This is a genomic window from Nonomuraea sp. NPDC050153, assembly GCF_044460125.1.
Lineage (GTDB): Bacteria > Actinomycetota > Actinomycetes > Streptosporangiales > Streptosporangiaceae > Nonomuraea.
In genome coordinates this window covers 138,192-157,021 of record NZ_JBITJQ010000027.1, presented here as the reverse complement: position 1 = coordinate 157,021, position 18,830 = coordinate 138,192, and the positions used below count along the sequence as shown (strand labels likewise).

17 protein-coding genes are annotated in these 18,830 nt (G+C 74.0%); 7 read left to right on the top strand and 10 right to left on the bottom strand.

Annotated elements, in window-relative coordinates; translation table 11 throughout:
• Window positions 1–128: 128 nt before the first annotated feature.
• Window positions 129–1,136 carry a helix-turn-helix transcriptional regulator gene (locus tag ACIBQ1_RS44295; RefSeq protein WP_397286890.1) on the top strand — a complete coding sequence of 336 codons (1,008 nt, stop codon included), beginning with the start codon at window positions 129–131 and terminating at the stop codon, window positions 1,134–1,136.
• 13 nt (window positions 1,137–1,149) lie between these two features.
• Here ACIBQ1_RS44295 and ACIBQ1_RS44290 read toward each other — a convergent pair whose 3' ends face one another.
• The 4 genes from ACIBQ1_RS44290 to ACIBQ1_RS44275 all read right to left on the bottom strand — a co-directional run bounded on the left by ACIBQ1_RS44290 (window position 1,150) and on the right by ACIBQ1_RS44275 (window position 3,944).
• On the bottom strand, window positions 1,150–1,545 hold the full coding sequence (locus tag ACIBQ1_RS44290) for a hypothetical protein (RefSeq protein ID WP_397286888.1): 396 nt from the start codon (window positions 1,543–1,545) through the stop codon (window positions 1,150–1,152).
• A 77-nt stretch (window positions 1,546–1,622) separates the two neighbouring features.
• Complete coding sequence (locus ACIBQ1_RS44285; RefSeq protein ID WP_397286886.1) at window positions 1,623–2,267, bottom strand: response regulator; 645 nt, start codon at window positions 2,265–2,267, stop codon at window positions 1,623–1,625.
• Window positions 2,258–3,343, bottom strand: coding sequence for a sensor histidine kinase (locus tag ACIBQ1_RS44280; RefSeq protein WP_397286884.1), 1,086 nt, complete (start codon window positions 3,341–3,343; stop codon window positions 2,258–2,260). The genes ACIBQ1_RS44285 and ACIBQ1_RS44280 overlap by 10 nt, the downstream gene beginning before the upstream one ends.
• The gene (locus ACIBQ1_RS44275) at window positions 3,327–3,944 is read right to left on the bottom strand and encodes a DedA family protein (RefSeq protein ID WP_397286882.1); all 618 of its coding nucleotides are present in this window, start codon (window positions 3,942–3,944) and stop codon (window positions 3,327–3,329) included. The genes ACIBQ1_RS44280 and ACIBQ1_RS44275 overlap by 17 nt, the downstream gene beginning before the upstream one ends.
• 102 nt (window positions 3,945–4,046) lie before the next feature.
• On the opposite strand from ACIBQ1_RS44275, the gene ACIBQ1_RS44270 reads away from it, so the two are divergent.
• Both ACIBQ1_RS44270 and ACIBQ1_RS44265 read left to right on the top strand, forming a co-directional pair.
• Window positions 4,047–6,851, top strand: coding sequence for a DEAD/DEAH box helicase (locus ACIBQ1_RS44270; protein WP_397286880.1), 2,805 nt, complete (start codon window positions 4,047–4,049; stop codon window positions 6,849–6,851).
• Complete coding sequence (locus ACIBQ1_RS44265; protein ID WP_397286878.1) at window positions 6,848–7,993, top strand: SWIM zinc finger family protein; 1,146 nt, start codon at window positions 6,848–6,850, stop codon at window positions 7,991–7,993. The genes ACIBQ1_RS44270 and ACIBQ1_RS44265 overlap by 4 nt, the downstream gene beginning before the upstream one ends.
• 164 nt (window positions 7,994–8,157) lie before the next feature.
• On the opposite strand, the gene ACIBQ1_RS44260 is transcribed toward ACIBQ1_RS44265, so the two are convergent.
• The gene (locus ACIBQ1_RS44260) at window positions 8,158–9,078 is read right to left on the bottom strand and encodes a LysR family transcriptional regulator (RefSeq protein WP_397286876.1); all 921 of its coding nucleotides are present in this window, start codon (window positions 9,076–9,078) and stop codon (window positions 8,158–8,160) included.
• A gap of 70 nt (window positions 9,079–9,148) precedes the next feature.
• On the opposite strand from ACIBQ1_RS44260, the gene ACIBQ1_RS44255 reads away from it, so the two are divergent.
• A complete protein-coding gene (locus tag ACIBQ1_RS44255; RefSeq protein ID WP_397286874.1) occupies window positions 9,149–9,838 on the top strand; it encodes a gamma-glutamyl-gamma-aminobutyrate hydrolase family protein in 690 nt (229 codons plus the stop codon).
• 8 nt (window positions 9,839–9,846) lie between these two features.
• On the opposite strand, the gene ACIBQ1_RS44250 is transcribed toward ACIBQ1_RS44255, so the two are convergent.
• The 4 genes from ACIBQ1_RS44250 to ACIBQ1_RS44235 form a co-directional block, all read right to left on the bottom strand.
• Window positions 9,847–10,338, bottom strand: coding sequence for an SRPBCC family protein (locus ACIBQ1_RS44250; protein WP_397286872.1), 492 nt, complete (start codon window positions 10,336–10,338; stop codon window positions 9,847–9,849).
• Window positions 10,339–10,701: 363 nt separating this feature from the next.
• Entirely contained in the window at window positions 10,702–12,033 is a 1,332-nt protein-coding gene (locus ACIBQ1_RS44245; RefSeq protein WP_397286870.1) for a serine hydrolase domain-containing protein, read from the bottom strand.
• An 18-nt stretch (window positions 12,034–12,051) separates the two neighbouring features.
• Window positions 12,052–13,605 carry a hypothetical protein gene (locus ACIBQ1_RS44240; protein ID WP_397286868.1) on the bottom strand — a complete coding sequence of 518 codons (1,554 nt, stop codon included), beginning with the start codon at window positions 13,603–13,605 and terminating at the stop codon, window positions 12,052–12,054.
• A 69-nt stretch (window positions 13,606–13,674) separates the two neighbouring features.
• Window positions 13,675–14,046 (bottom strand): winged helix-turn-helix transcriptional regulator, encoded by a 372-nt coding sequence (locus tag ACIBQ1_RS44235; protein WP_397286866.1) that lies wholly within the window; start codon window positions 14,044–14,046, stop codon window positions 13,675–13,677.
• Window positions 14,047–14,151: 105 nt separating this feature from the next.
• Between ACIBQ1_RS44235 and ACIBQ1_RS44230 the strand changes: the two genes are divergently transcribed.
• The gene (locus ACIBQ1_RS44230) at window positions 14,152–14,892 is read left to right on the top strand and encodes an SDR family oxidoreductase (RefSeq protein ID WP_397286864.1); all 741 of its coding nucleotides are present in this window, start codon (window positions 14,152–14,154) and stop codon (window positions 14,890–14,892) included.
• A gap of 60 nt (window positions 14,893–14,952) precedes the next feature.
• Here the strand turns inward: ACIBQ1_RS44230 and ACIBQ1_RS44225 are convergent, their stop codons facing one another.
• Window positions 14,953–15,906: a sigma-70 family RNA polymerase sigma factor gene (locus tag ACIBQ1_RS44225; RefSeq protein WP_397286862.1), complete on the bottom strand. Its 954-nt coding sequence runs from the start codon at window positions 15,904–15,906 to the stop codon at window positions 14,953–14,955.
• 229 nt (window positions 15,907–16,135) lie between these two features.
• On the opposite strand from ACIBQ1_RS44225, the gene ACIBQ1_RS44220 reads away from it, so the two are divergent.
• Together ACIBQ1_RS44220 and ACIBQ1_RS44215 are read left to right on the top strand one after the other, a co-directional pair.
• Window positions 16,136–17,890: an L-aspartate oxidase gene (locus ACIBQ1_RS44220; RefSeq protein WP_397286860.1), complete on the top strand. Its 1,755-nt coding sequence runs from the start codon at window positions 16,136–16,138 to the stop codon at window positions 17,888–17,890.
• A gap of 76 nt (window positions 17,891–17,966) precedes the next feature.
• Window positions 17,967–18,800 carry a universal stress protein gene (locus tag ACIBQ1_RS44215; RefSeq protein ID WP_397286858.1) on the top strand — a complete coding sequence of 278 codons (834 nt, stop codon included), beginning with the start codon at window positions 17,967–17,969 and terminating at the stop codon, window positions 18,798–18,800.
• The last annotated feature ends 30 nt before the right edge of the window (window positions 18,801–18,830 follow it).

Below are 18,830 nucleotides of genomic sequence, written 5' to 3'. Positions count from 1 at the left end.
CTTTCGCGGTGCGCTGCCCCCGCCGAAGCGGGGACGCTCGGAGCCGCCCCCTGTAGGCGGCCCGTCTGCCTGCATCTTCACCGAGGTATATGTCAGGGAGTGTCATATACCGAGGTAATTTTGGCGGCATGAGATCCGAGCGCCTGCTGTCGATCATGCTGCTGCTGCAGACTCACGGGCAGTTGCCCGCCGGTGATCTGGCCGCGCGCCTGGAGGTGTCGGTCCGCACTGTCATGCGCGACGTCGAGGCGCTGTCGGCCAGTGGCGTGCCCGTCTACACCGTGCGCGGCCCCCATGGCGGCATCGCGCTGATGCCCGGCTACCGCACCAACGTCACCGGCCTGACCGCCGACGAGGCCCGTGCCCTGTTCGTGCTGCTGTCCGGCCACGCGCACGCCGAGCTGGGCCTGGGGCAGGCTCTCGGCTCGGCGCTGCGCAAGCTGATGGCCGCCCTGCCCGCCCCGCACCGGCCCGACGCCGACCTGGCCAGCCGCCGCATCCTCATCGACCCGGTGCGCTGGCGCGGCGGGCCCGCCCATCCCGCCGCCGACCTGGCCGTGCTCCAGCAGGCCGTCTTCAACGACCGGCGGTTGCGCCTGCGCTACCGGCACGGCCGCGACAACCGCGTCCGCTCCTACACTCTCGATCCGTACGGCCTGGTCAACAAGGCAGGCGTCTGGTACCTGGTCGCCGACCACCGCGGCGAACCCGCGCTCTTCCGTACCGACCGGGCCCTGTCGGCCGCCGTCCTGGACGAGCCCGTCCGCCGCCGCGACGGGCTGGAACTGGCCGGCGTATGGGAGAGCCTGCGCCGCCACATCGACGACATCCCCGCTCCGGTGCCCGTCACGGTCAGCGTCCGGCGGGAGGTCCTGGGCAAGTTCCTGCGCATCCACCAAGCCGACCTGGCCGGGCCCCCACCCTCCGACCCCGGCGGCCGACCGGAGCGGGTGCGGGTGGAGCTGCACTTCCGCTCCCTGATCGCGGCCGAGGTGCTGCTGGCCTTCGGCGCCGACGCCGAGGTCCTGGCCCCGGCCGAGCTCCGCCGGGCCCTGGCCGGCAAGGCGGCCTCGGCCGCCACCGTCTACAGCGCCGTCCACAGCGCCGGCATCACGCCACCGAACGTGCGGCCCTGAACCCGGTCCCTGCTCAGCGGCCGCCCGTGAACGGGGGTTCGCCCTCCTTCAGGGCGCGGAAGCGCAGGGCCGACCACACCTCGTCCACCGCCACCTGCCCGTTGGGCCGTAGCCCGTACTCGCCCACGATGGGCCAGAGCGTGTCGCGGTTGATGTCGGCCTTGTTCCCCTTGGGGTAGGCGATCCACAGCACGGGCGGCTCGGTCACCTGGTCGCGATGGCGGTCCAAGAGCTGCCGCACCGAAGCGGCGTCGGCGGCGAAGACGAGCGCCACGTCCGCCTCCTTGAGGTCCTCGACGTGCGCGGCGCCCTCGGGCAGCGGCCCGATGAGCGGCAGGTGGGCGGCGTCGGAGAGCCACACCCGGGATTCCGGTTTGATGAGCAGCTTGGCCGCGACGGTCTTCGTCATGACGGGTTCGACTCCTTGTCGGTGGAATGCCCCCACCATTCCACCGACAAACAAAGTTGTCAAGAAAAATCGGCCGGTCAGGACTCCAGGAAGTGCAGCACCGCCAGCACGCGGCGGCTGTAGCCGGTCGTGTGCGACAGCCGCAGCTTGTCGAACAGCGAGTTCACGTGCTTCTCCACCGCGCTCTGCGACACGTGCAGCGCCTGGGCGATCGAGGCGTTGGTCAGCCCCTGCGCCATGCGTTCCAGCACCTCCCGCTCCCGCGCCGTCAGCCGGGCCAGCGGGTCCACCTGGCTGGTGCGGGCCAGCAGCTGCCGCACCACCTCGGGGTCGAAGGCCGCCCCGCCCGCGCCCACCCGCTCCAGCGCGTCCAGGAAGTCGCCGACCTGCGCCACCCGGTCCTTGAGCAGGTAGCCGACGCCCTCGACGTCCGCGCTCATCAGCTCGGTGGCGTACCTCTTCTCCACGTACTGCGACAGCACCAGCACCTTCACCGCGGGCCAGTGCCGTCTGATCTCCAGCGCCGCCCGCAGGCCCTCGTCGGTGTGGGTCGGCGGCATGCGCACGTCCACGACCACGATGTCCGGGTGGTGCTCGGCCACCGCGGCGACCAGCGCGTCGCCGTCGCCGACCGCGGCCGGCACCTCGTGGCCCTCCTCCAGCAGCAGCCGTACCAGGCCCTCGCGCAGCAGCGTGGAGTCCTCGGCCAGGATCACCCGCACGGCAGCACCGCCGTGATCGTGGTCGGCCCGCCGGCCGGGCTGTGCACCTCGAAGCCGCCGTCCAGCGCCGCCACCCGCCTGGCCAGCCCCGACAGGCCGCCGCCCGTGGCCTGTGCGCCGCCCCCGCCGTCGTCTCGCACCCGTACGAGCACCGCAGCGTCCTCCTCGTGCACCTCGACCGTGATGAGCGTGGCGCCGGCGTGCTTGGCGGCGTTGGTGACGGCCTCGCACACCACGAAGTACGCCGCCGTCTCCACCGCCATCGGCGGCCGACGCCGCAGGTCGCAGGCTACCGTGACCGGGACGCCCGACCGTTCGGCCACCCCCGCCAGCGCCTCGCCCAGGCCCAGGGTGTCCAGGCCGCTGGGATAGACCCGCCAGGCCACCTCGCGCAGCTCGGCCAGCGCCTGCTGCGCCTCCCGGTGGGCCTGCTCCAGCAGCTCGGCCCGGCCCCGCCTGGCCCGCCCGACCAGCATCGACAGCGCCACCAGGCGCTGCTGCAGGCCGTCGTGCAGGTCGCGCTCGATCCGGCGGCGTTCGGAGTCCACGGCGGCCACGATGCCGGCGCGGCTCTCGGACAGCTCGGCGATCCTGCGTTCGAGGGCCTGGGTGGGGTCGGGGCCGAGCATGCGCAGCGCCAGCCACCGTTCCAGCGCGTGCACGCCCACCACGCCCGACAGGTCCAGGAACAGCAGGACGATCCCGGCGACCGCCAGGTAGGCGACCAGCGCGAGCGAGGGCGCCATCCCGTCGAAGCGCTCGCCGCGCGCCCAGGCGGTGAGCAGGAGGGCGCCGGCGCCGGCCCCGTACACGAGCAATGTGATCACCAGCCCGCCCAGCACCCCGACCGGGACGCGGGCGGCCAGGTAGGGCACGGGTCTGCCGTCCTGGAGGGCGGCGGGGTCCAGGCGCAGCCGGCGTGCCTCCAGGCGGGCCAGCCGGCGGGCCGCGGCGGCGACGTTCGGGTTGCCCAGCAGGGGGAGCGTCAGCAGGAGGAAGACCAGCTCGGCCAGCGCGGTGACGGCGCCCAGCGCCACCGCGCCCAGCAGTCGCAGCCCCTCAGCGGCGACTCGCATGCCTGCCCTTGCGCCGCTCGGCCAGCCGCACCCCGACGAACACCACGACCGCCAGCACCACCAGCGCGATCACCACATTGGTGCCGACGCCCACGTACGCCTCCACCAGCGACCAGTTGTCGCCCAGCAGGTAGCCGGCCATCACGAAGATGGTGTTCCAGATCAGGCTGCCGGTGGCCGTCAGCAGGGTGAACGGCACGATCGGCATCCGCTCGACGCCCGCCGGCACGGAGATGAGGCTGCGGAAGATGGGGATCATCCGCCCGAAGAACACCGTCTTGCGGCCGTGCTTGAGGAACCACGCCTCGGTCTTCTCGATGTCGGACGTCTTGACCAGCGGCAGCTTGGCGGCGATGGCCAGCGTGCGCTCGCGGCCCAGCAGCGCCCCCACCCAGTACAGCGCCAGCGCCCCGGCCACCGAGCCGAGCGTCGTGCACACCAGCACGTCCAGCAGGTCCATCTCGCCCCTGGCCGCGGTGAAGCCGGCCAGCGGCAGGATCACCTCGCTGGGCAGGGGAGGGAACAGGTTCTCCAGCGCGATCGCGAGCCCGGCCCCGGGCGCGCCGAGAGCCTCCATCAGGCCAACCAGCCAATCAGTCATGGGCTCAAGGGTAGGGAAGATCGGATATGCCCGGAATGAGGCGGACTTCTGGCCGCGAGGTGCGGTAAACCCCACCCCCTACGTACCGTACACTGTACGGCCGTGAGCTTCTCGACGGATCTGGCCCAGCACGCGGCAGTCTTCCAACCCGGCGACCCACCCAGGTCCGGTCATGTGACCTTCCTCGACCCGGACGGGCCCTCGGTCGTGACGGTGGCCGAGGAGCACGACGGCGCGGTGCGCACGCGCGAGGTCGCGGCCACCCTCGTCCCGGTCGGAGAGGCGGTGGCGGCGCTGGCCAGGGCGCGCATGGACCCGCGGGCCCACCCGGCGACCCGCTTCTGGGGCGCGGCCGCGCTGGTGGCGCTCCAGCTGGTCACCCGGGGCCGCATCCTGCCGGGCGTGTCGGCGGGCGAGCACGACTCCTGGCGCGCGGGCCCGCTGGACGCCGCCGACATCCAGCGGGTACGCGAGCTGGCCGCCGCCATGCCCGCCGCGGCCCGCGCCATCCCCATGCCCGCCGCGATCCCCCTCCGGCCCGGCCCGAAGGCGGAGCTGTCGCTGCCGGAAGTGTCGCTGCCGGAGGCCGAGCCGCTCGTGCGCGCGTTCCTCGACGCCGTCGCCGACGCCATGCCGCGCTCGCCCGGCGCCGTACGGGCCACCGGCACCACCGCCTACGCCGCCGCCGGGCCCGTCAAGGTGCCGCACCTGCGCCCCTGGGCCGAGGAGGTCGCGGCCGGCCTCGACTCGGGCGTCCGGCTGTCGCTGCGCCTGGAGGCCGACGACCTGGCCGCCGCCGAGTTCCGCGCGGTCGTCCAGCTGCACAGCCTGGCCGACCCCTCGCTCGTCGTCGACGCGGCCGACCTGTGGCAGGGCCGCGAGGAGGGCTTCGGCCCGCGCGCCAGGATCGAGGCCACGCTGGCCGTGCGCCGCGCCGCCCGCACCTGGCCGCGCCTGGAACGGCTGCTCGACAGCGCCGTCCCCGACGAGCTCACCCTCACCGACGGCGATGTCGAGCAGCTGCTCGCCGGCGCCGCCGAGCGCCTGGCCGCCGTCGGCGTCGAGGTGCACTGGCCCAAGGCCCTGGTGCGCGGGCTGAGCGCGCGCGCCGTCATCGGCGAGCGCGACGACAAGCCGTCCGACCTGCCGTCGTTCCTCGGCGGGCAGCACCTGGCCGGCTTCAACTGGCAGCTCGCGCTCGGCGGCGAGCGCCTGAGCGCGGCCGAGATGGACCGGCTGGCCGAGGCCCACCGCCCGGTGGTGCGCCTGCGCGACCAGTGGGTCCTCATCGATCCTGACCTGGCCCGCAAGGCCCGACAGCGCGACCTCAAGCCCCTGACCGGCATCGAGGCGCTGGGCGCCGCGCTGACCGGCTCGGTCGAGGTCGAGGGCGAGCAGGTCGCCGTGGAGCCCACCGCCTGGCTGCGCGAGCTGCGCGAACGCCTGGCCGAGCCCGCCGACGCCGCCCCTCCCGAAGGGCTGGCGGCCACCTTGCGCGACTACCAGCTGGCCGGGCTGCGCTGGCTGGCCCAGATGACCTCGCTCGGGCTGGGCGGCTGCCTGGCCGACGACATGGGCCTGGGCAAGACGATCACGCTGATCGCCCTGCACCTGCACCGACACCGGGCCGATGACAGGGCTGATGACGGGGCCGGTGATAGGGCCGGTGACGGGGCCGGGCCCACGCTCGTCGTCTGCCCGGCCTCGCTGCTGGGCAACTGGGAGCGGGAGATCGGCAGGTTCGCGCCGGGCGTGCCGGTGCGCCGCTTCCACGGGGCGCAGCGCACGCTGCCCGACGAGGGGTTCGCGCTGACCACGTACGGCACCATGCGCCTGGACGCGGCCCGCCTGGCCGCGCACCCGTGGGGGCTGGTGGTGGCCGACGAGGCCCAGCACGTCAAGAACCCCGCCTCCGGCACCGCCAAGGCCCTGCGCGAGATCCCGGCCGCGGCCCGCGTCGCGCTGACCGGCACCCCCGTGGAGAACAACCTGTCGGAGCTGTGGGCCGTCCTCGACTGGACCACGCCGGGGCTGCTGGGCCCGCTGGGCAGGTTCAGGGCGCGGTGGGCCAAACCCGTCGAGTCGGGCGACAGCGAGGCGGCCGAGCGCCTGTCGCGGCTGGTGGGGCCGTTCCTGCTGCGGCGCCGCAAGAGCGATCCCGGCATCGCGCCCGAGCTGCCGCCCAAGACCGAGACCGACCGCCCGGTCGCGCTCACCACCGAACAGGCCGGTCTGTACCAGGCCGTCGTACGCGAGAGCATGGCCCAGATCGCCGGCGCCCACGGCATGGCCAGGCGCGGCCTGATCGTCAAGCTGCTGACGGGGCTCAAGCAGATCTGCAACCACCCCGCCCAGTACCTGCACGAGGCCGCGCCGCGCCTGCCCGGCCGCTCGGGCAAGCTGGAGCTGCTGGACGAGCTGATCGACACCATCGTGGCCGAGGACGGCGCGGTGCTGGTGTTCACCCAGTACGTCACCATGGCGCGCCTGCTGGAGCGCCACCTGACCGCCAGGGGCGTGGCCAGCCAGCTCCTGCACGGCGGCACCTCGGTCGCCCGCCGCGAGGAGATGGTCGAACGCTTCCAGGACGGCCGGGCCCCGGTGTTCCTGCTGTCGCTGAAGGCCGCCGGCACCGGCCTGAACCTCACCCGCGCCGACCACGTCATCCACTACGACCGCTGGTGGAACCCCGCCGTCGAGGACCAGGCCACCGACCGCGCCTACCGCATCGGCCAGACCCGGCCCGTCCAGGTCCACCGGCTGATCGCCGAAGGCACGATCGAGGACCGCATCGCCGAGATGCTCGGCGCCAAACGCGCGCTGGCCGAGGCCGTGCTGGCCTCCGGCGAGGCCGCCCTGACCGAGCTGACCGACGCCGAACTCGCCACCCTCGTGGAGCTCAGATGACCGACGCCCGCGGCTTCGCCGCCTTCCCTCCCCAGCGCGCCGGCGCCCGTTTCGCCACCTCCTGGTGGGGGCGGGCCTGGGTCAAGGCCATGGAGGACACCTCGCTGGACCAGGTGCTGCTGCGCAAGGGCCGCGCGTACGCCAAGACCGGCCAGGTCGGCCCCATCACCGTCAGCCCCGGCCGCATCGCCGCCGTGACCGAGAGCGAGTACGACACCGTCGTGCGCGTCGAGCAGCTCGACGACGCCGCCTGGGAACGTTTCCTCGACCAGGTGGCCGCCAAGAGCGGGCACATCGCGGCCCTGCTCGACCGTGACATGCCGCACGACCTGGTAGAGGCCGCCGAGGACGCCGCCGTGCCACTGCTGCCGGCCGTCGGCGACCTGGAGCCGGAGTGCTCCTGCCCGGACTGGGGCCATCCGTGCAAGCACGCGGCCGCCCTGTGCTACCAGGCGTCGTGGCTGCTGGACGCGGACCCGTTCGTGCTGCTGCTGATGCGCGGGCGCGGTGAGCGGGAGCTGCTGGAGGCCCTGCACGGGCGCCAGGCCCCGGCGCCGCCGGCCGCAGCCGTGACTGTGGCGGTGACTGTGGCGGTGACTGTGGGGGTGGCGGCGGTGGAGGCGTTCGCGGCGGGCGTGCCCGCGCTGCCCGAGCCCCCGCCGCTCGACGCCGCCTTCGCCCCGCCCGTGCTGGACCCGGCGCCGGGCGTTGACGTGGCCGCCCTGGCGGTGCTGACCGCCTCGGCCGCCTGGCGGGCGCGCCGGCTGCTGCTCCACGGGCGGCTGCCGGAGCTGTCGGAATACCAGGACCGGGTGCGCCTGGCCGCCGAGCACGACCTGGACCTCGGGCTGGAGGCGGCCGTGCGGGCGTGGCGGTACGGCGGCGCGGACGGCCTGGAGGTGCTGGAGCACGCCTGGACGCCGCCCCGCCAGGACCTGGCCAGGGCACAGGCCCTGCTGGCGGCCGGGTGGGAGGGCGAGCACCCGCCGGCGGTGGAGTCCTGGCGCAACCGCTGGACCCTCGGCCCCCTGCAGCTGCGTTACGGCCGCGACGGCCGCTGGTACCCCTTCACCCGGGTGGAGGGCGAGTGGTGGCCCGCCGGCCCCCCGGAACGCGACCCGGCGGCGCTGGTCAGCGCGTGAGCCGTCAGGCGCGGCGGCGGTAGGCGGCCACGGCCAGGCCGAACTCCTCCAGCAGCCGGGCGGCCCTGGCCTTGGCGTCCGCGCCGCGCAGGTCGAGCAGGCGGCGCACGCGGGAGGCGTGGCGGACGACGTCCAGGCCGCTGACGGTGGCGCACAGATCGCTGTCACCCCGACAGGACGGCGGCCAGGTCGGCCGCCGGGCCTGGAGGAAGGGCGCCGTGCAGCAGCTCGACGCGGTGCACCAGCCGGGGCGCCGCCAGCGGCACCCCGCACACGGCCGCCGCATCTCCAGGCAGGCCGGAGGCGGGCAGGGCAGAGGCGGCCGGCGCGGCCCCGGGCAGGGCGGAGGCGGGCAGGAGGGTCAGGCCGTGGTCGGCGGCCACCAGGTTGAGCACGGTGTGCACGTTGTCCCCGTGGTAGTCCAGCCCCACCGGGAACCCGTCGCCCACCAGGTCGCGCAGCCGGGCCAGGGGGCACAGCGGGGTCTGCAGCCAGCGCGCGTCCACCAGGTCGGCCAGCCTCAGCGCCGCCCGCCCGGCCAGGGGATGGCCGGCGGGCAGGGCCACGACCAGCTCCTCCTCGCTCACCCCGATGGTCGTCATCGGCCCGGCGTCCGGCAGGCGCAGCGGGTCGGAAGGGGCGGCCAGGCCGTCGGCCAGGCCCAGCTCGGCCCGCCCCTCGGCGATCATCGCGACGACCTGGTCGCGCCCGCAGGTGTGCAGGCTCACCTCCAGGCGGGCGTTCTCGGCGCGCGCCCGCGCCAGCCGGGCGGCCACGACGGGGTTGACGGCCAGCGGGGTGGCGGCCAGCCGCAGCCGGTGCCCGGGCCGGGCGGCGGCGCGCAGCACGTCGGCGCGGGCCGCGCGCAGGCGCAGCAGCAGCGGCCCGGCGTGCTCCAGCAGCCGCCGGCCGGCCTCGGTGGGCTCGACCGGGCGGCGTAGCAGCAGCGGCAGGCCGAGGTCGGTCTCCAGCGCGGCGATCTGCTGGGAGACGGCCGACTGGGTGTAGCCGAGCTCGGTGGCGGCCGCGGAGAAGGAGCTGTGCCTGGCGACGGTCACGAACGTGGTCAGCAAATGAGGGTCCATCAGTGATGCTTATAGCAGGTCCAGGAATCATCGTTGGCGCTTAACCCGGGGTGGCGGTCAGGATGAGGGCATGAAAATCGCCCTCGTGGGGGATCGGTCTCCCAGTGTTCGTTCGCATGTCCGGATTCCGCTGGTCGTCGAGACGTTGCGGGAGCGGGACGGCATCGCGCTCGACCCGTACTGGATCTCCACCACCGACGTGTCCGGTCTGGAGCGTTTCGACGGCATCTGGGTTGTGCCTGGCAGCCCGTACCGGGACGAGGCGGGCGCGGTGGAGGCGGCGCGGGTGGCCCGGGAGCACCGGATCCCGTTCCTGGGCACGTGCGCCGGGTTCCAGCACATGCTGCTGGAGTTCGCGCGGCACGTGTGCGGGCTGGACGTGGCGCACGCCGAGAACGAGCCGGACGCGCGTGACTTCCTGCTGACGCCGATGGCGTGCTCGCTGGCCGGGCACGAGGGGCGGGTGCGGATCACGCCCGGCACGCTGATGGAGCAGATCATGGGCGTGCCCGCCACGATGGAGTCCTACATCTGCTCCTACGGCCTGAACGAGACCTACACCCGGGCGCTGACCGGGCACGGGCTGGTGTTCTCCGGGCACGCCGACGACGGGGCGGTGCGGGTGGCCGAGCTGCCGGGTCACCCGTTCTTCCTGGCCACGTTGTTCCAGCCGGAGCTGCACGGGGACGGGCGGCGCCCGCACCCGGTGATCTCGGCCTTCGCCGCCGCGGTGGCCCGCCAGGCGGTGCGCGTGGGCTGACCGGCTGCCTAGGTTCGCGGGTTCAGCAGGCCGGACAGGTTGCGCAACGAGTGGCGCAGGAGGGCGGCGGCGACCGGGCGGGCGAACGGCCACAGGGCCCGGCCCAGCGGTCCGAACGGCGGTCGCAGGCGCTCGGCCCAGATGACGCGGCTGCCGCCGTCCTGGGCCTGGATCCGGATGGCGCCGTGGCCGCGGACGAGCCGGCCCGTGTGGGTGACCCGCACCAGGGACGGGGGCTGCCAGGTCGTGATCGTCATGGTGTCGAGGAATCCGAACGGCCGCACTCCGGTGTAGGCCTCGACGGCGTGTTCGCCGACCTGGCGGGCGTCGGTCATGAACATCCACTCCCGGTGCCGCCGCCAGTCGGTGATCAGCGCGAACACCTGCTCCGGCGGTGCCGGGACGTGGACGGCGGCGCCCGCGTACACGTACGTCTTGAAGCGCTCCCCACGGATGAATCCGGGGGATTCCAGCCGTCCCGACCGTGCGGCTACACGCATGGTCGCGACGCTGTTGCTTGGCGATTCACCTTCCAGCCCCGCTTCCGCGGGTTTCCACGCCCCAACCCGCGATCCCGTTCTGGGCGACGCGGGCTCCGCCCTCCCGGCGGCGAGTAGATCATGCCCTGGCCTCCCTCACGAGCTTGGTTATCACTCACGCGTTCGACCGCGACCCACCATACCCGCGCGCGGTGCACTGCCGCAGCCTGTTCCCGTCAATGCACGCTCGCGCCCTGGCGGGCACTCCCGCACCCGGCTCACCCCATGGCTGAAGCCAGGAGTCCGCGCCCGGCATCCTCGATCGACGGGCGCACACGACCGCGCTGCCATTCCGCGCTGCCATTCCGCGCGGGCGGCGGGCTCTCAGGCGTGCCAGTCGCCGGCCCCGCCCGGCACCGGCGCCTGCGGGTCGTAGGGCGTGCGGGTGAAGATGAACGTGTTGAGGTCGAGGTGGTCGGCGGCCACCCGCAGCGTCTCCCCGGCGTAGTAGCCGTCCAGCCCGAGCCACGTCCCGTCGGCCTGCGGCACGAACCGCGAGGCCCGCCCGCCGCCCGTGACCGGCTCCAGCGACAGGGCGCGCTCGGGCAGCAGCCGCAGCGTGTACGGCTTGGGCCCCCAATGCCACAGCCCGGTCAGCGCCAGCAGGCCGGGGTCGGCGGCGACCGGCTGCCATTCGTCCGGCAGGCGCGGCTCGTACTCCTCCAGGATGTCCAGCAGGTCGGTCAGCAGCGAGCCGCTCGCCCCCGAGGTGGTGTTGGCCATGGACAGCACTCCCACTCCGTCGGCGGGGTCGGCCCACACCGCGGCCACGAACCCCGGCATCGACCCGGTGTGCCCCGCCAGGCGCCGGCCGCCGGGGCGGGACAGCTGCAGGCCCAGCCCGAACCCGACGGTCCAGGAGTCCCCGTCGTCCACCCCGACCGGCTCGCGCATCTCGGCCAGCGTGTCGCCGCACAGCACCGCCGCGGTGTCGCCGCCGAGGAACGCCGCCCATCGGGCCAGGTCGTGCGGCGTGGACCACAGCTGCCCGGCCGGCCCCATCGCCTCGGCGTCGTGCTCCGGCTCGGCCAGCACCACGTCGGCGTAGGGGTGGACGGCGTAGCCGGTGGCGTGGGGGGCGCGCGGCCGGGCGGTGGTGTCGTTCATGCCGAGCGGGTCGAGTACCTCCGACTGCAGCGCCTTGAACCAGGTGGTGCCGCGCAGCCTGGCCACCAGCTCGCCCAGCAGGGCGAAGCCGACGTTGGAGTAGTGGAAGCGGCGCCCCGGCCGGTGCTTGAGCTCCTCGGGGCCGAGGCGCTCCAGCAGGTCGGCGACCGGCAGGCCGGGGGTGCGCTCCCACCAGTCGGTGGGCGGCTCGGCGGTCAGGCCGGCGGTGTGCGACAGCAGCTGGGCGATGGTCAGGTGGCCCAGCGGGGTGCCCGGCAGGTGCTCCTGCAGCGGGTCCGACAGCCGCAGCGCGCCCTCGTCGCGCAGCCGCATGACCACGACGGCGACCATGCTCTTGGTGATCGAGCCGATCCGGTACTGGGTGGCCGGGGTCGGCGGTGCGCCGTCCACCCGGCCGCGCCCGCCGAACCACGCCGCTCTGCCGTCGCGCACGATCGCCGCCGCCAGCGACGGCACTCTGCATTCGGCCTGTTCGACGGCCAGTCTGCGCAGCAGAGCGCGCGCCGTCGCGTGTCCCACCTGGCTCATGAGCGACAACATTAGCCGTTAGACGAGCACCAGCCGCGGGCCTATCAGCTCGCCCTGGTGCGGCTGCGGGTGGGCCTGGTCGTGGTAGTAGTGGCCGGCGTACCAGACCACGACGTTGGTGCCGTCCAGGCTCTCGCCGTTGAGGAAGCGGTTGATCGCGGCGCGGTCGCGCGGGCCGGGGTTGCCGTCGTCGAGCTCGCGGGGGTGGTGGCGCAGGAACCACAGGTCCGATATGCCGTAGGCGTCGGCGGTCCCGTCGAACTCGCCGGGGTGGATCTGGTAGCCGCGGCCCGAGGACTTGTCGCGTACCTGCCAGTACAGGGCGGGGTGGCGGCGTTTGCGGGAGGTCTCGCGGATGATCGGCACGGGTTCGGGGATGATCGAGCCGGTGTCGTCGACCTGCTCGACCACGTCGTTGCCGGCGCCCTCGATGTCGAAGTCGAGCCGCCAGTAGGCGTGGTGGCGGTGCACCATGCACGTCATCGGGTTGGCGGTGGCGGCGAACCCGAAGCGGGGGCTGATGTCGCCGTTGTCGGCCAGGCGCCAGTCGCTGGCGTAGCGGTACCAGCCGGCGGCCAGCTCGCTGACGATCCGCAGCTCCTCGCCGTCGTGGTGGAAGGCCACGCCCTGGAAGTTGCCGGCGTCGGTCGAGGGGCGTTCCAGGATGGTACGGGGCGGGCTGTCGCACAGCCGCCACCCCCAGCCGACGGGGTCCGTGCCGGCCGCGTTGAAGCGGGTCTCGAAACTGGCGTCGTCGCGGAAGGTCGTGCCCTCCTCGTACTCGACGTTCAGGACGGGCACGTGGGCCTGGCGCAGCACGAGCCGGCCGCGGTAGCGCACGTCGCGCAGCTCGACGCCGCCGCCCACGCCGGGGTTCTGCGGGGCCGAGGCGCGCGGGCGCACCACCAGCAGGTTCCACAGCTCGGTGTCGCCGCGGTGCACGCGTACCCGGACCTGGTCGGGGCCGCCGTGGTCGGTCAGCGCGTCGACGCCCTCGGGGACGGTGTGCTCGCAGTCGTGGTGCATGCGGACGTTGATCCCGGACGGGGCCCAGTCGACGGCGCGGTTGACCAGGTCGACGGCGACGATGCGGTGGCGCAGCCCGGTGGGTTCGCCGGGGGTGTAGAGGCCGAGGGTGGGGCGGCGCACGGTGGTGCCGTCGGGGTTCTCCAGGTCGGCCAGCGGCGGCATGGGCCGGTAGACGACCACGTCCTGGCCGGCCGGGAAGCTCGCGTCGGCGCGCAGGATCTCGGCGGCGGCCGCCAGCTCCGCGCGGCTGGGCGGCGGCCGGTGGGCGCTGGGGCGCAGCTCGGCGCGTTCGGGCCGGTCGAGGGTGCCGCGCAGCTCGACGGCGCGGTTGCCGACCGGGTCGAACACGGTGGCCTGGAACGGGGCGTTCTCGCCGGGGTCGTGGCCGAGGCCGGGCGCGAAGGCCACGGCGAGCCTGTCGGGGTCGGCGACCTCGAGCGCGGCCAGCGCGTCCGGGTGCTCGGCGACGGCCTGGCGCAGCTGCTGGGCGGTCAAGCCCGCGCGGGGGACCGCTTCGATCGTGACGCGTACATCGTCGCTCATGAGCGCTCTCCCGGGCGCGGCTGGTCGGCAAGGGCCGCTGGTGCGTTATCGGGCCGGGACGCCGCGACGTTAGCCCCCGCCGGCCGCCGGGAGCTCCCGGTCGTAGGAGTTCTGGGCGGCCAGGATGTCGCCCGCGTGGTCGCGCACCCAGTCGAACAGTGATCGCAGCGACTCGGTGACCCCTTCGCCGAGCCCGGTCAGGGCATAGCTGACCTGCGGCGGCGTGGACGGTGTGACCGTCCGGCGGACGAAGCCGTCACGCACGAGGGTGCGCAGGGTCTGGGACAACATCTTCTCGCTGACGCCCTCGATCTTCTTACGGAGCTCGTGGAAGCGCAGCGGGCCGTCCCGAAGGGCGGTCAGCACGAGCACCGCCCACCGGCCGGCGACGTGGTCGAGCACCATGCGCGCCGGGCAGTCCCTGTGAAACGCGTCACCCATCCGTCCCGCCGCCCTTCCGCGACCTGAGCGCCGACCTGCCGGTGCGGAGCTTACCAACAGGTATGCCCTTACCAATGGAAAGCCCTGCCTTCTATGGTCGGCGGCATGGAACCGATCGCACTCATCACCGGCGCGGGCCGCGGCATCGGCGCGGCGACGGCAGTGGAACTGGGCGGCCGCGGCTACCACGTGATCGTCAACTACCGCACCGACGCGGCGGCGGCCGCGTCGGTGGTCAAGCGGATCGAGGCCGCCGGGGGCACGGGGCGGGCCGTGCGGGCGGACGTCCGCGATCCGGCCGAGGTCGCGGCGCTCCTGGATGGCTGCCCCCGGCTGGACGTGCTGGTCTGCAACGCCAACATCAGCCCGCCGTTCGGCCCGCTGGCGGGGATGTCCTGGGAGGAGTTCGCCGGCAAGGTCACCGGCGAGCTCGCCGCCGTCTACCACGTCACGCGCCGGGTCCTGGCCCTCATGGGCGAGCAGGGGCGCGGCGGCCGGATCGTGTACGTCTCCAGCCTCAGCGCCGGCCTGACCCGTCCCGGGGCGATCGCGCACGCCAGCGCGAAGGCCGCGCTGGACGCCTTCGCCCGGCACGTCGCCATGGAGGCGGGCCCCGGGGGGACGGCGGTCAACGTCGTGGCGCCCGGCGCGGTGCGTACCGAGGGGACCGCGGCGATGCGCACCCCCGAGGTGGAGCGGGGGCTGGCGCGGCGCTCCGTCCTCGGCCGCATGCTCGAACCCGAGGACGTGGCCGCCGTGATCGGCTCGCTCGTGGACGGCGGGTTCGGCGCGGTGACGGGCGCGCGCATCCCGGTGGACGCCGGTCACCGGGTGCTGCCCGCATAGGCACGGCGCGGGCCGTTCCCGGCTGTGGCCCGGCACGGTGCATGCTGTGATGCGCGGGCCTCACGGCTCCCGATCTTCTTCACGAACCGCATCGCGGTGCCCCAGACTGGACCCGGGCGAGGTGTACGGGGCCGCGACGCACGTCAGCGCCCTGGGCCGTGGTGGAGCGCGTCGCCAGAGTCCGCAGGTCGCCGGCTCCGGCGAGTCGTGAAAGCGGCGACCCGGTAACGGGTCCGGCGCCGTGAGCAGCGTGGCGGTCCGGCCGTTCGCAGGCGTCCGGCACACCTCGGCTCCGGTCCAGAGCCGGCGCGCGAACGCCTTGACGTACGTCGCCGCCGGCGACGCGCCCGCCGCAGGGGTGCGGACGCCGTCGTCGCAGTGGCCGGTCACGTCCGCGGCGAACAGCTCCTCCAGCGCGGCCATGTCACCCAGACGGGCGGCGACGACGAAAGCCGCCAGCAGCCGGCGCTGTTCTGCCCTGGTCGCGGGGGTGCGGCGTTCGACGAGCACGCGTTTGCGGGCCCTGCTGACCAGCTGACGGACAGCCGCCTCGCTGAGCCGGACGATGCCGGCGATCTGCCGGTAGGGGTAGTCGAACGCCTCCCGCAGCACGTATGCCGCCCGCTCGGCGGGCGAGAGCCGCTCCAGGAGCAGCAGCACGGCCAGTTCCAGGGCCTCGCCGCGCTCGGCGCCCAGGTAGGGGTCCGCGCCGGGGTCGACGGGTTCGGGCAGCCCCGGGCCGGCGCAGGTCTCGCGGCGGACGCGTGCGCACTTGGTGGCGTTGATCGCCAGCCGGGTGGTCACCGTCGCCAGGAACCGGGCCGGGCTGTCCACCGTGGCGCGGTCGTAGGCCTGCCAGCGCAGCCACACGTCCTGCACCAGGTCCTCGGCTTCGGCGGTGCTGCCCAGCATCCGGTAGGCGATCCCGAACAGGCGTGGCCGGACGCCGGTGAACACCGCCACCGCCTGTTCGAGATCGCCCGGACCTCCTGATCCAGGTTCGGCCACTGGCATCGCCCCCGCTCCGGCAGGTTTCCCAGCTACCCCTTGACCAGCGGGGGCAGGCCGGTGGCGAGGTACAGGCCAGGAAGATTTCCCGGCAGGAGCCGTGAGGCGGGCGGGCCTGCGATCCCCGGCCTCGCGCAGGGGCCGCCGGCCTGCCCTGCCATGGATGTCACAAATCGGGCCGCTATCCGGTCTTGCTCCTGTAACGGCTTTTCCTCAATGCGGTCAAAGGAGCATCATGCACGCGCCAGACAACCGGCCAGAGCATCGGCCAGAGCATCGGATCGCCACGTCCGTCCTGGTCATCGGCACCGGAGGCGCCGGGCTGCGGGCCGCCATCGAGCTCGCCGAGCGCGGGGTCGGCGTCCTGGCGGTGGGCAAACGGCCGAAGGCGGACGCGCACACCTCGCTCGCGGCCGGCGGCATCAACGCGGCGCTGGCCACGATGGATGCCGAGGACACCTGGCAGCAGCACGCGGCCGACACCCTCAAAGAGAGCTACCTGCTCGCCAACCCCGAGACGGTGCGGATCGTCACCCAGGGGGCGGCGCGGGGCATCGAGGACCTCGAACGCTGGGGCATGCCGTTCGCCCGAGAGCAGGACGGCCGCATCTCGCAGCGTTTCTTCGGCGCCCACGCCTACCGGCGAACCGCCTTCGCCGGCGACTACACCGGGCTGGAGATCCAGCGCACCCTGATCAATCGCGCGGCGCAGCTCCAGGTCCCCATCCTCGACAGCGTCTACATCACGCGCCTCCTCGTTCGCGACAACGCGGTCTTCGGCGCGTACGGGTTCGACCTGACCGACGGCACCCGTTACGTCATCCATGCCGACGCGGTGATCCTGGCCGCCGGCGGCCACACCCGGATCTGGCGGCGTACCTCCTCCCGCCGGGACGAGAACACCGGCGACTCCTTCCGCCTGGCCGTCCTGGCCGGTTGCCGCATCCGCGACCCCGAACTGGTGCAGTTCCACCCCTCCGGTCTCATCTCTCCCGAGAACGCGGCCGGCACCCTGGTCTCCGAGGCGGCCCGGGGCGAGGGCGGGATCTTGCGCAACCGGCTCGGCGAACGCTTCATGTCCCGCTACGACCCGGAGCGGATGGAGCTGTCCACCCGCGACCGCGTCGCGCTGGCCGCCTACACCGAGATCAAGGAAGGCCGGGGGACCCCGGACGGCGGCGTCTGGCTGGATGTGTCGCACCTGCCCCGCGAGACGATCATGAAGCGGTTGCCGCGCGTCTACCAGACGCTGCTGGAGCTGCAGATGCTCGACATCACCCAGAAGCCGATCGAGATCGCGCCGACCGCGCACTACTCGATGGGCGGCGTCTGGGTGCGGCCCGATGACCACGGCACGGGTGTCGAGGGCCTGTACGCGATCGGGGAGGCGGCCAGCGGCCTGCACGGCGCCAACCGCCTGGGCGGCAACTCGCTCATCGAGCTGCTCGTCTTCGGCCGCATCGTCGGTCAGGCGGCGGCCGAGCATTCGGCGGGCCTGGAGGCCCAGCGCCGCTCGGCCGAGGCGCTGGGGGAGGCGCGGGCGGAGGTGGACGAGCTGCTGGCGGCCGACGGCCCCGAGAACGTGCGCGCGCTGCAGCGGGCCCTGCGCGACCTCATGACCGAGCATGCCGGCGTGGTGCGCGACGAGAGCGGCCTGCGCAAGGGCCTGGCCGAGCTCGACGCGGTGCAGGCGCGCATGGCCGAGGTCGGCGTGCATCCGGACATCGCCGGTTTCCAGGACCTGGCCCACGCCTTCGACCTGAAGTCCGCGGCGCTGGCCGCCCGGGCGACGGTGGAGACGGCGCTTGAGCGTCGCGAGACCCGCGGCTGCCACAACCGTTCCGACTATCCCGATCTCGACCCGGCGCTGCAGGTCAACTTCGTGTGGTCCGGTCCCGGATCGGTGGAGCGGGAGCCCATCGCGCCGATCCCGGCCGAGATCGCGGCGCTCATGCGCGAGGTCTCCACCGCCGGAAAGCTCGTCGAGTAGGGGCACTGCGGCGATGTGGTCCGACGACACCCCTGGCGGCGCGACGGCCCGCCTCTTCCCTGAAAGGACGGCAAGGATGAGCCCTGTGGTCGTGGGCGTGGACGACTCCGAGGAAGGACTGCGCGCCGTGGAGTGGGCCGCGGGCGAGGCCGAACGCCGCCGGCGCCCGCTGCACGTCCTGCACGCCTTCATCTGGCCCCTCCTGGGGGCACCTCTCGGGCCGGCGCCCGGAGGACCTCCCGAAGGCGGCCTGCGCCACGCCGCCGAACGCGTGCTGGCCGCCGCCGTGGAGCGCGCGCGGGCGCTGGCTCCCGGCGTCGAGGTGAGCGCCGCGATGCCGGAAAGCGAGCCCGTCGCGGCGCTGCTGCGCCACTCTCACCGGGCGGAGCTGGTCGTCGTGGGCAGCCGCGGGCTCGGCGAGGTGGGCGGCCTGCTCCTGGGGTCGGTGGGCGCCCGGCTCGGGGCCGAGGCCGCCTGCCCCGTCGTCGTGGTACGCGGGCCCGTCACGACAGGCGGGCCCGTCGTGGCCGCCATCGCCGACCCTGGTGAGAGCGGGCCGGGTGAGAGCGAGGCGCTGCTGGACTTCGCGTTCGCGCACGCCGCCCGTACGGCGGGCACCCTGATGCTGGCGCACGTCGGCGCGAAGGGATCGCAGGCGGGCCTGCCCGAGGAGGTCCTGGCCCGGTGGCAGGAGCGTTACCCCGGGGTCTCGATCGTCCAGGAATCCCTGGCCGGCCGCCCCGGCAAGGCGTTGACGCGGGCCGCGTCCCAGGCGTCCCTGCTCGTCGTCGGCTCCCACCACCGCCACGAGCTGAGCGCCCTGATGCACGGCTCGGTCAGCCAGGCCGTGCTGCACCACGCCACCTGCCCGGTGGCGATCATCCAGGTCCGGCGGCCCACGGGGTCGTGACGAGGTCTTCGCGCCGTCCCGGCCTGGCCG

Coding starts and splice junctions, on each gene's coding strand:
- ACIBQ1_RS44275 (WP_397286882.1), bottom strand. CDS start 3,944: ATGACTGATTGGCTGGTTGGCCTGATGGAGGCTCTCGGCGCGCCCGGG.
- ACIBQ1_RS44215 (WP_397286858.1), top strand. CDS start 17,967: ATGAGCCCTGTGGTCGTGGGCGTGGACGACTCCGAGGAAGGACTGCGC.
- ACIBQ1_RS44280 (WP_397286884.1), bottom strand. CDS start 3,343: ATGCGAGTCGCCGCTGAGGGGCTGCGACTGCTGGGCGCGGTGGCGCTG.
- ACIBQ1_RS44240 (WP_397286868.1), bottom strand. CDS start 13,605: ATGAGCGACGATGTACGCGTCACGATCGAAGCGGTCCCCCGCGCGGGC.
- ACIBQ1_RS44245 (WP_397286870.1), bottom strand. CDS start 12,033: ATGAGCCAGGTGGGACACGCGACGGCGCGCGCTCTGCTGCGCAGACTG.
- ACIBQ1_RS44220 (WP_397286860.1), top strand. CDS start 16,136: ATGCACGCGCCAGACAACCGGCCAGAGCATCGGCCAGAGCATCGGATC.
- ACIBQ1_RS44225 (WP_397286862.1), bottom strand. CDS start 15,906: ATGCCAGTGGCCGAACCTGGATCAGGAGGTCCGGGCGATCTCGAACAG.
- ACIBQ1_RS44230 (WP_397286864.1), top strand. CDS start 14,152: ATGGAACCGATCGCACTCATCACCGGCGCGGGCCGCGGCATCGGCGCG.
- ACIBQ1_RS44260 (WP_397286876.1), bottom strand. CDS start 9,078: ATGGACCCTCATTTGCTGACCACGTTCGTGACCGTCGCCAGGCACAGC.
- ACIBQ1_RS44290 (WP_397286888.1), bottom strand. CDS start 1,545: ATGACGAAGACCGTCGCGGCCAAGCTGCTCATCAAACCGGAATCCCGG.
- ACIBQ1_RS44250 (WP_397286872.1), bottom strand. CDS start 10,338: ATGCGTGTAGCCGCACGGTCGGGACGGCTGGAATCCCCCGGATTCATC.
- ACIBQ1_RS44265 (WP_397286878.1), top strand. CDS start 6,848: ATGACCGACGCCCGCGGCTTCGCCGCCTTCCCTCCCCAGCGCGCCGGC.
- ACIBQ1_RS44295 (WP_397286890.1), top strand. CDS start 129: ATGAGATCCGAGCGCCTGCTGTCGATCATGCTGCTGCTGCAGACTCAC.
- ACIBQ1_RS44235 (WP_397286866.1), bottom strand. CDS start 14,046: ATGGGTGACGCGTTTCACAGGGACTGCCCGGCGCGCATGGTGCTCGAC.
- ACIBQ1_RS44255 (WP_397286874.1), top strand. CDS start 9,149: ATGAAAATCGCCCTCGTGGGGGATCGGTCTCCCAGTGTTCGTTCGCAT.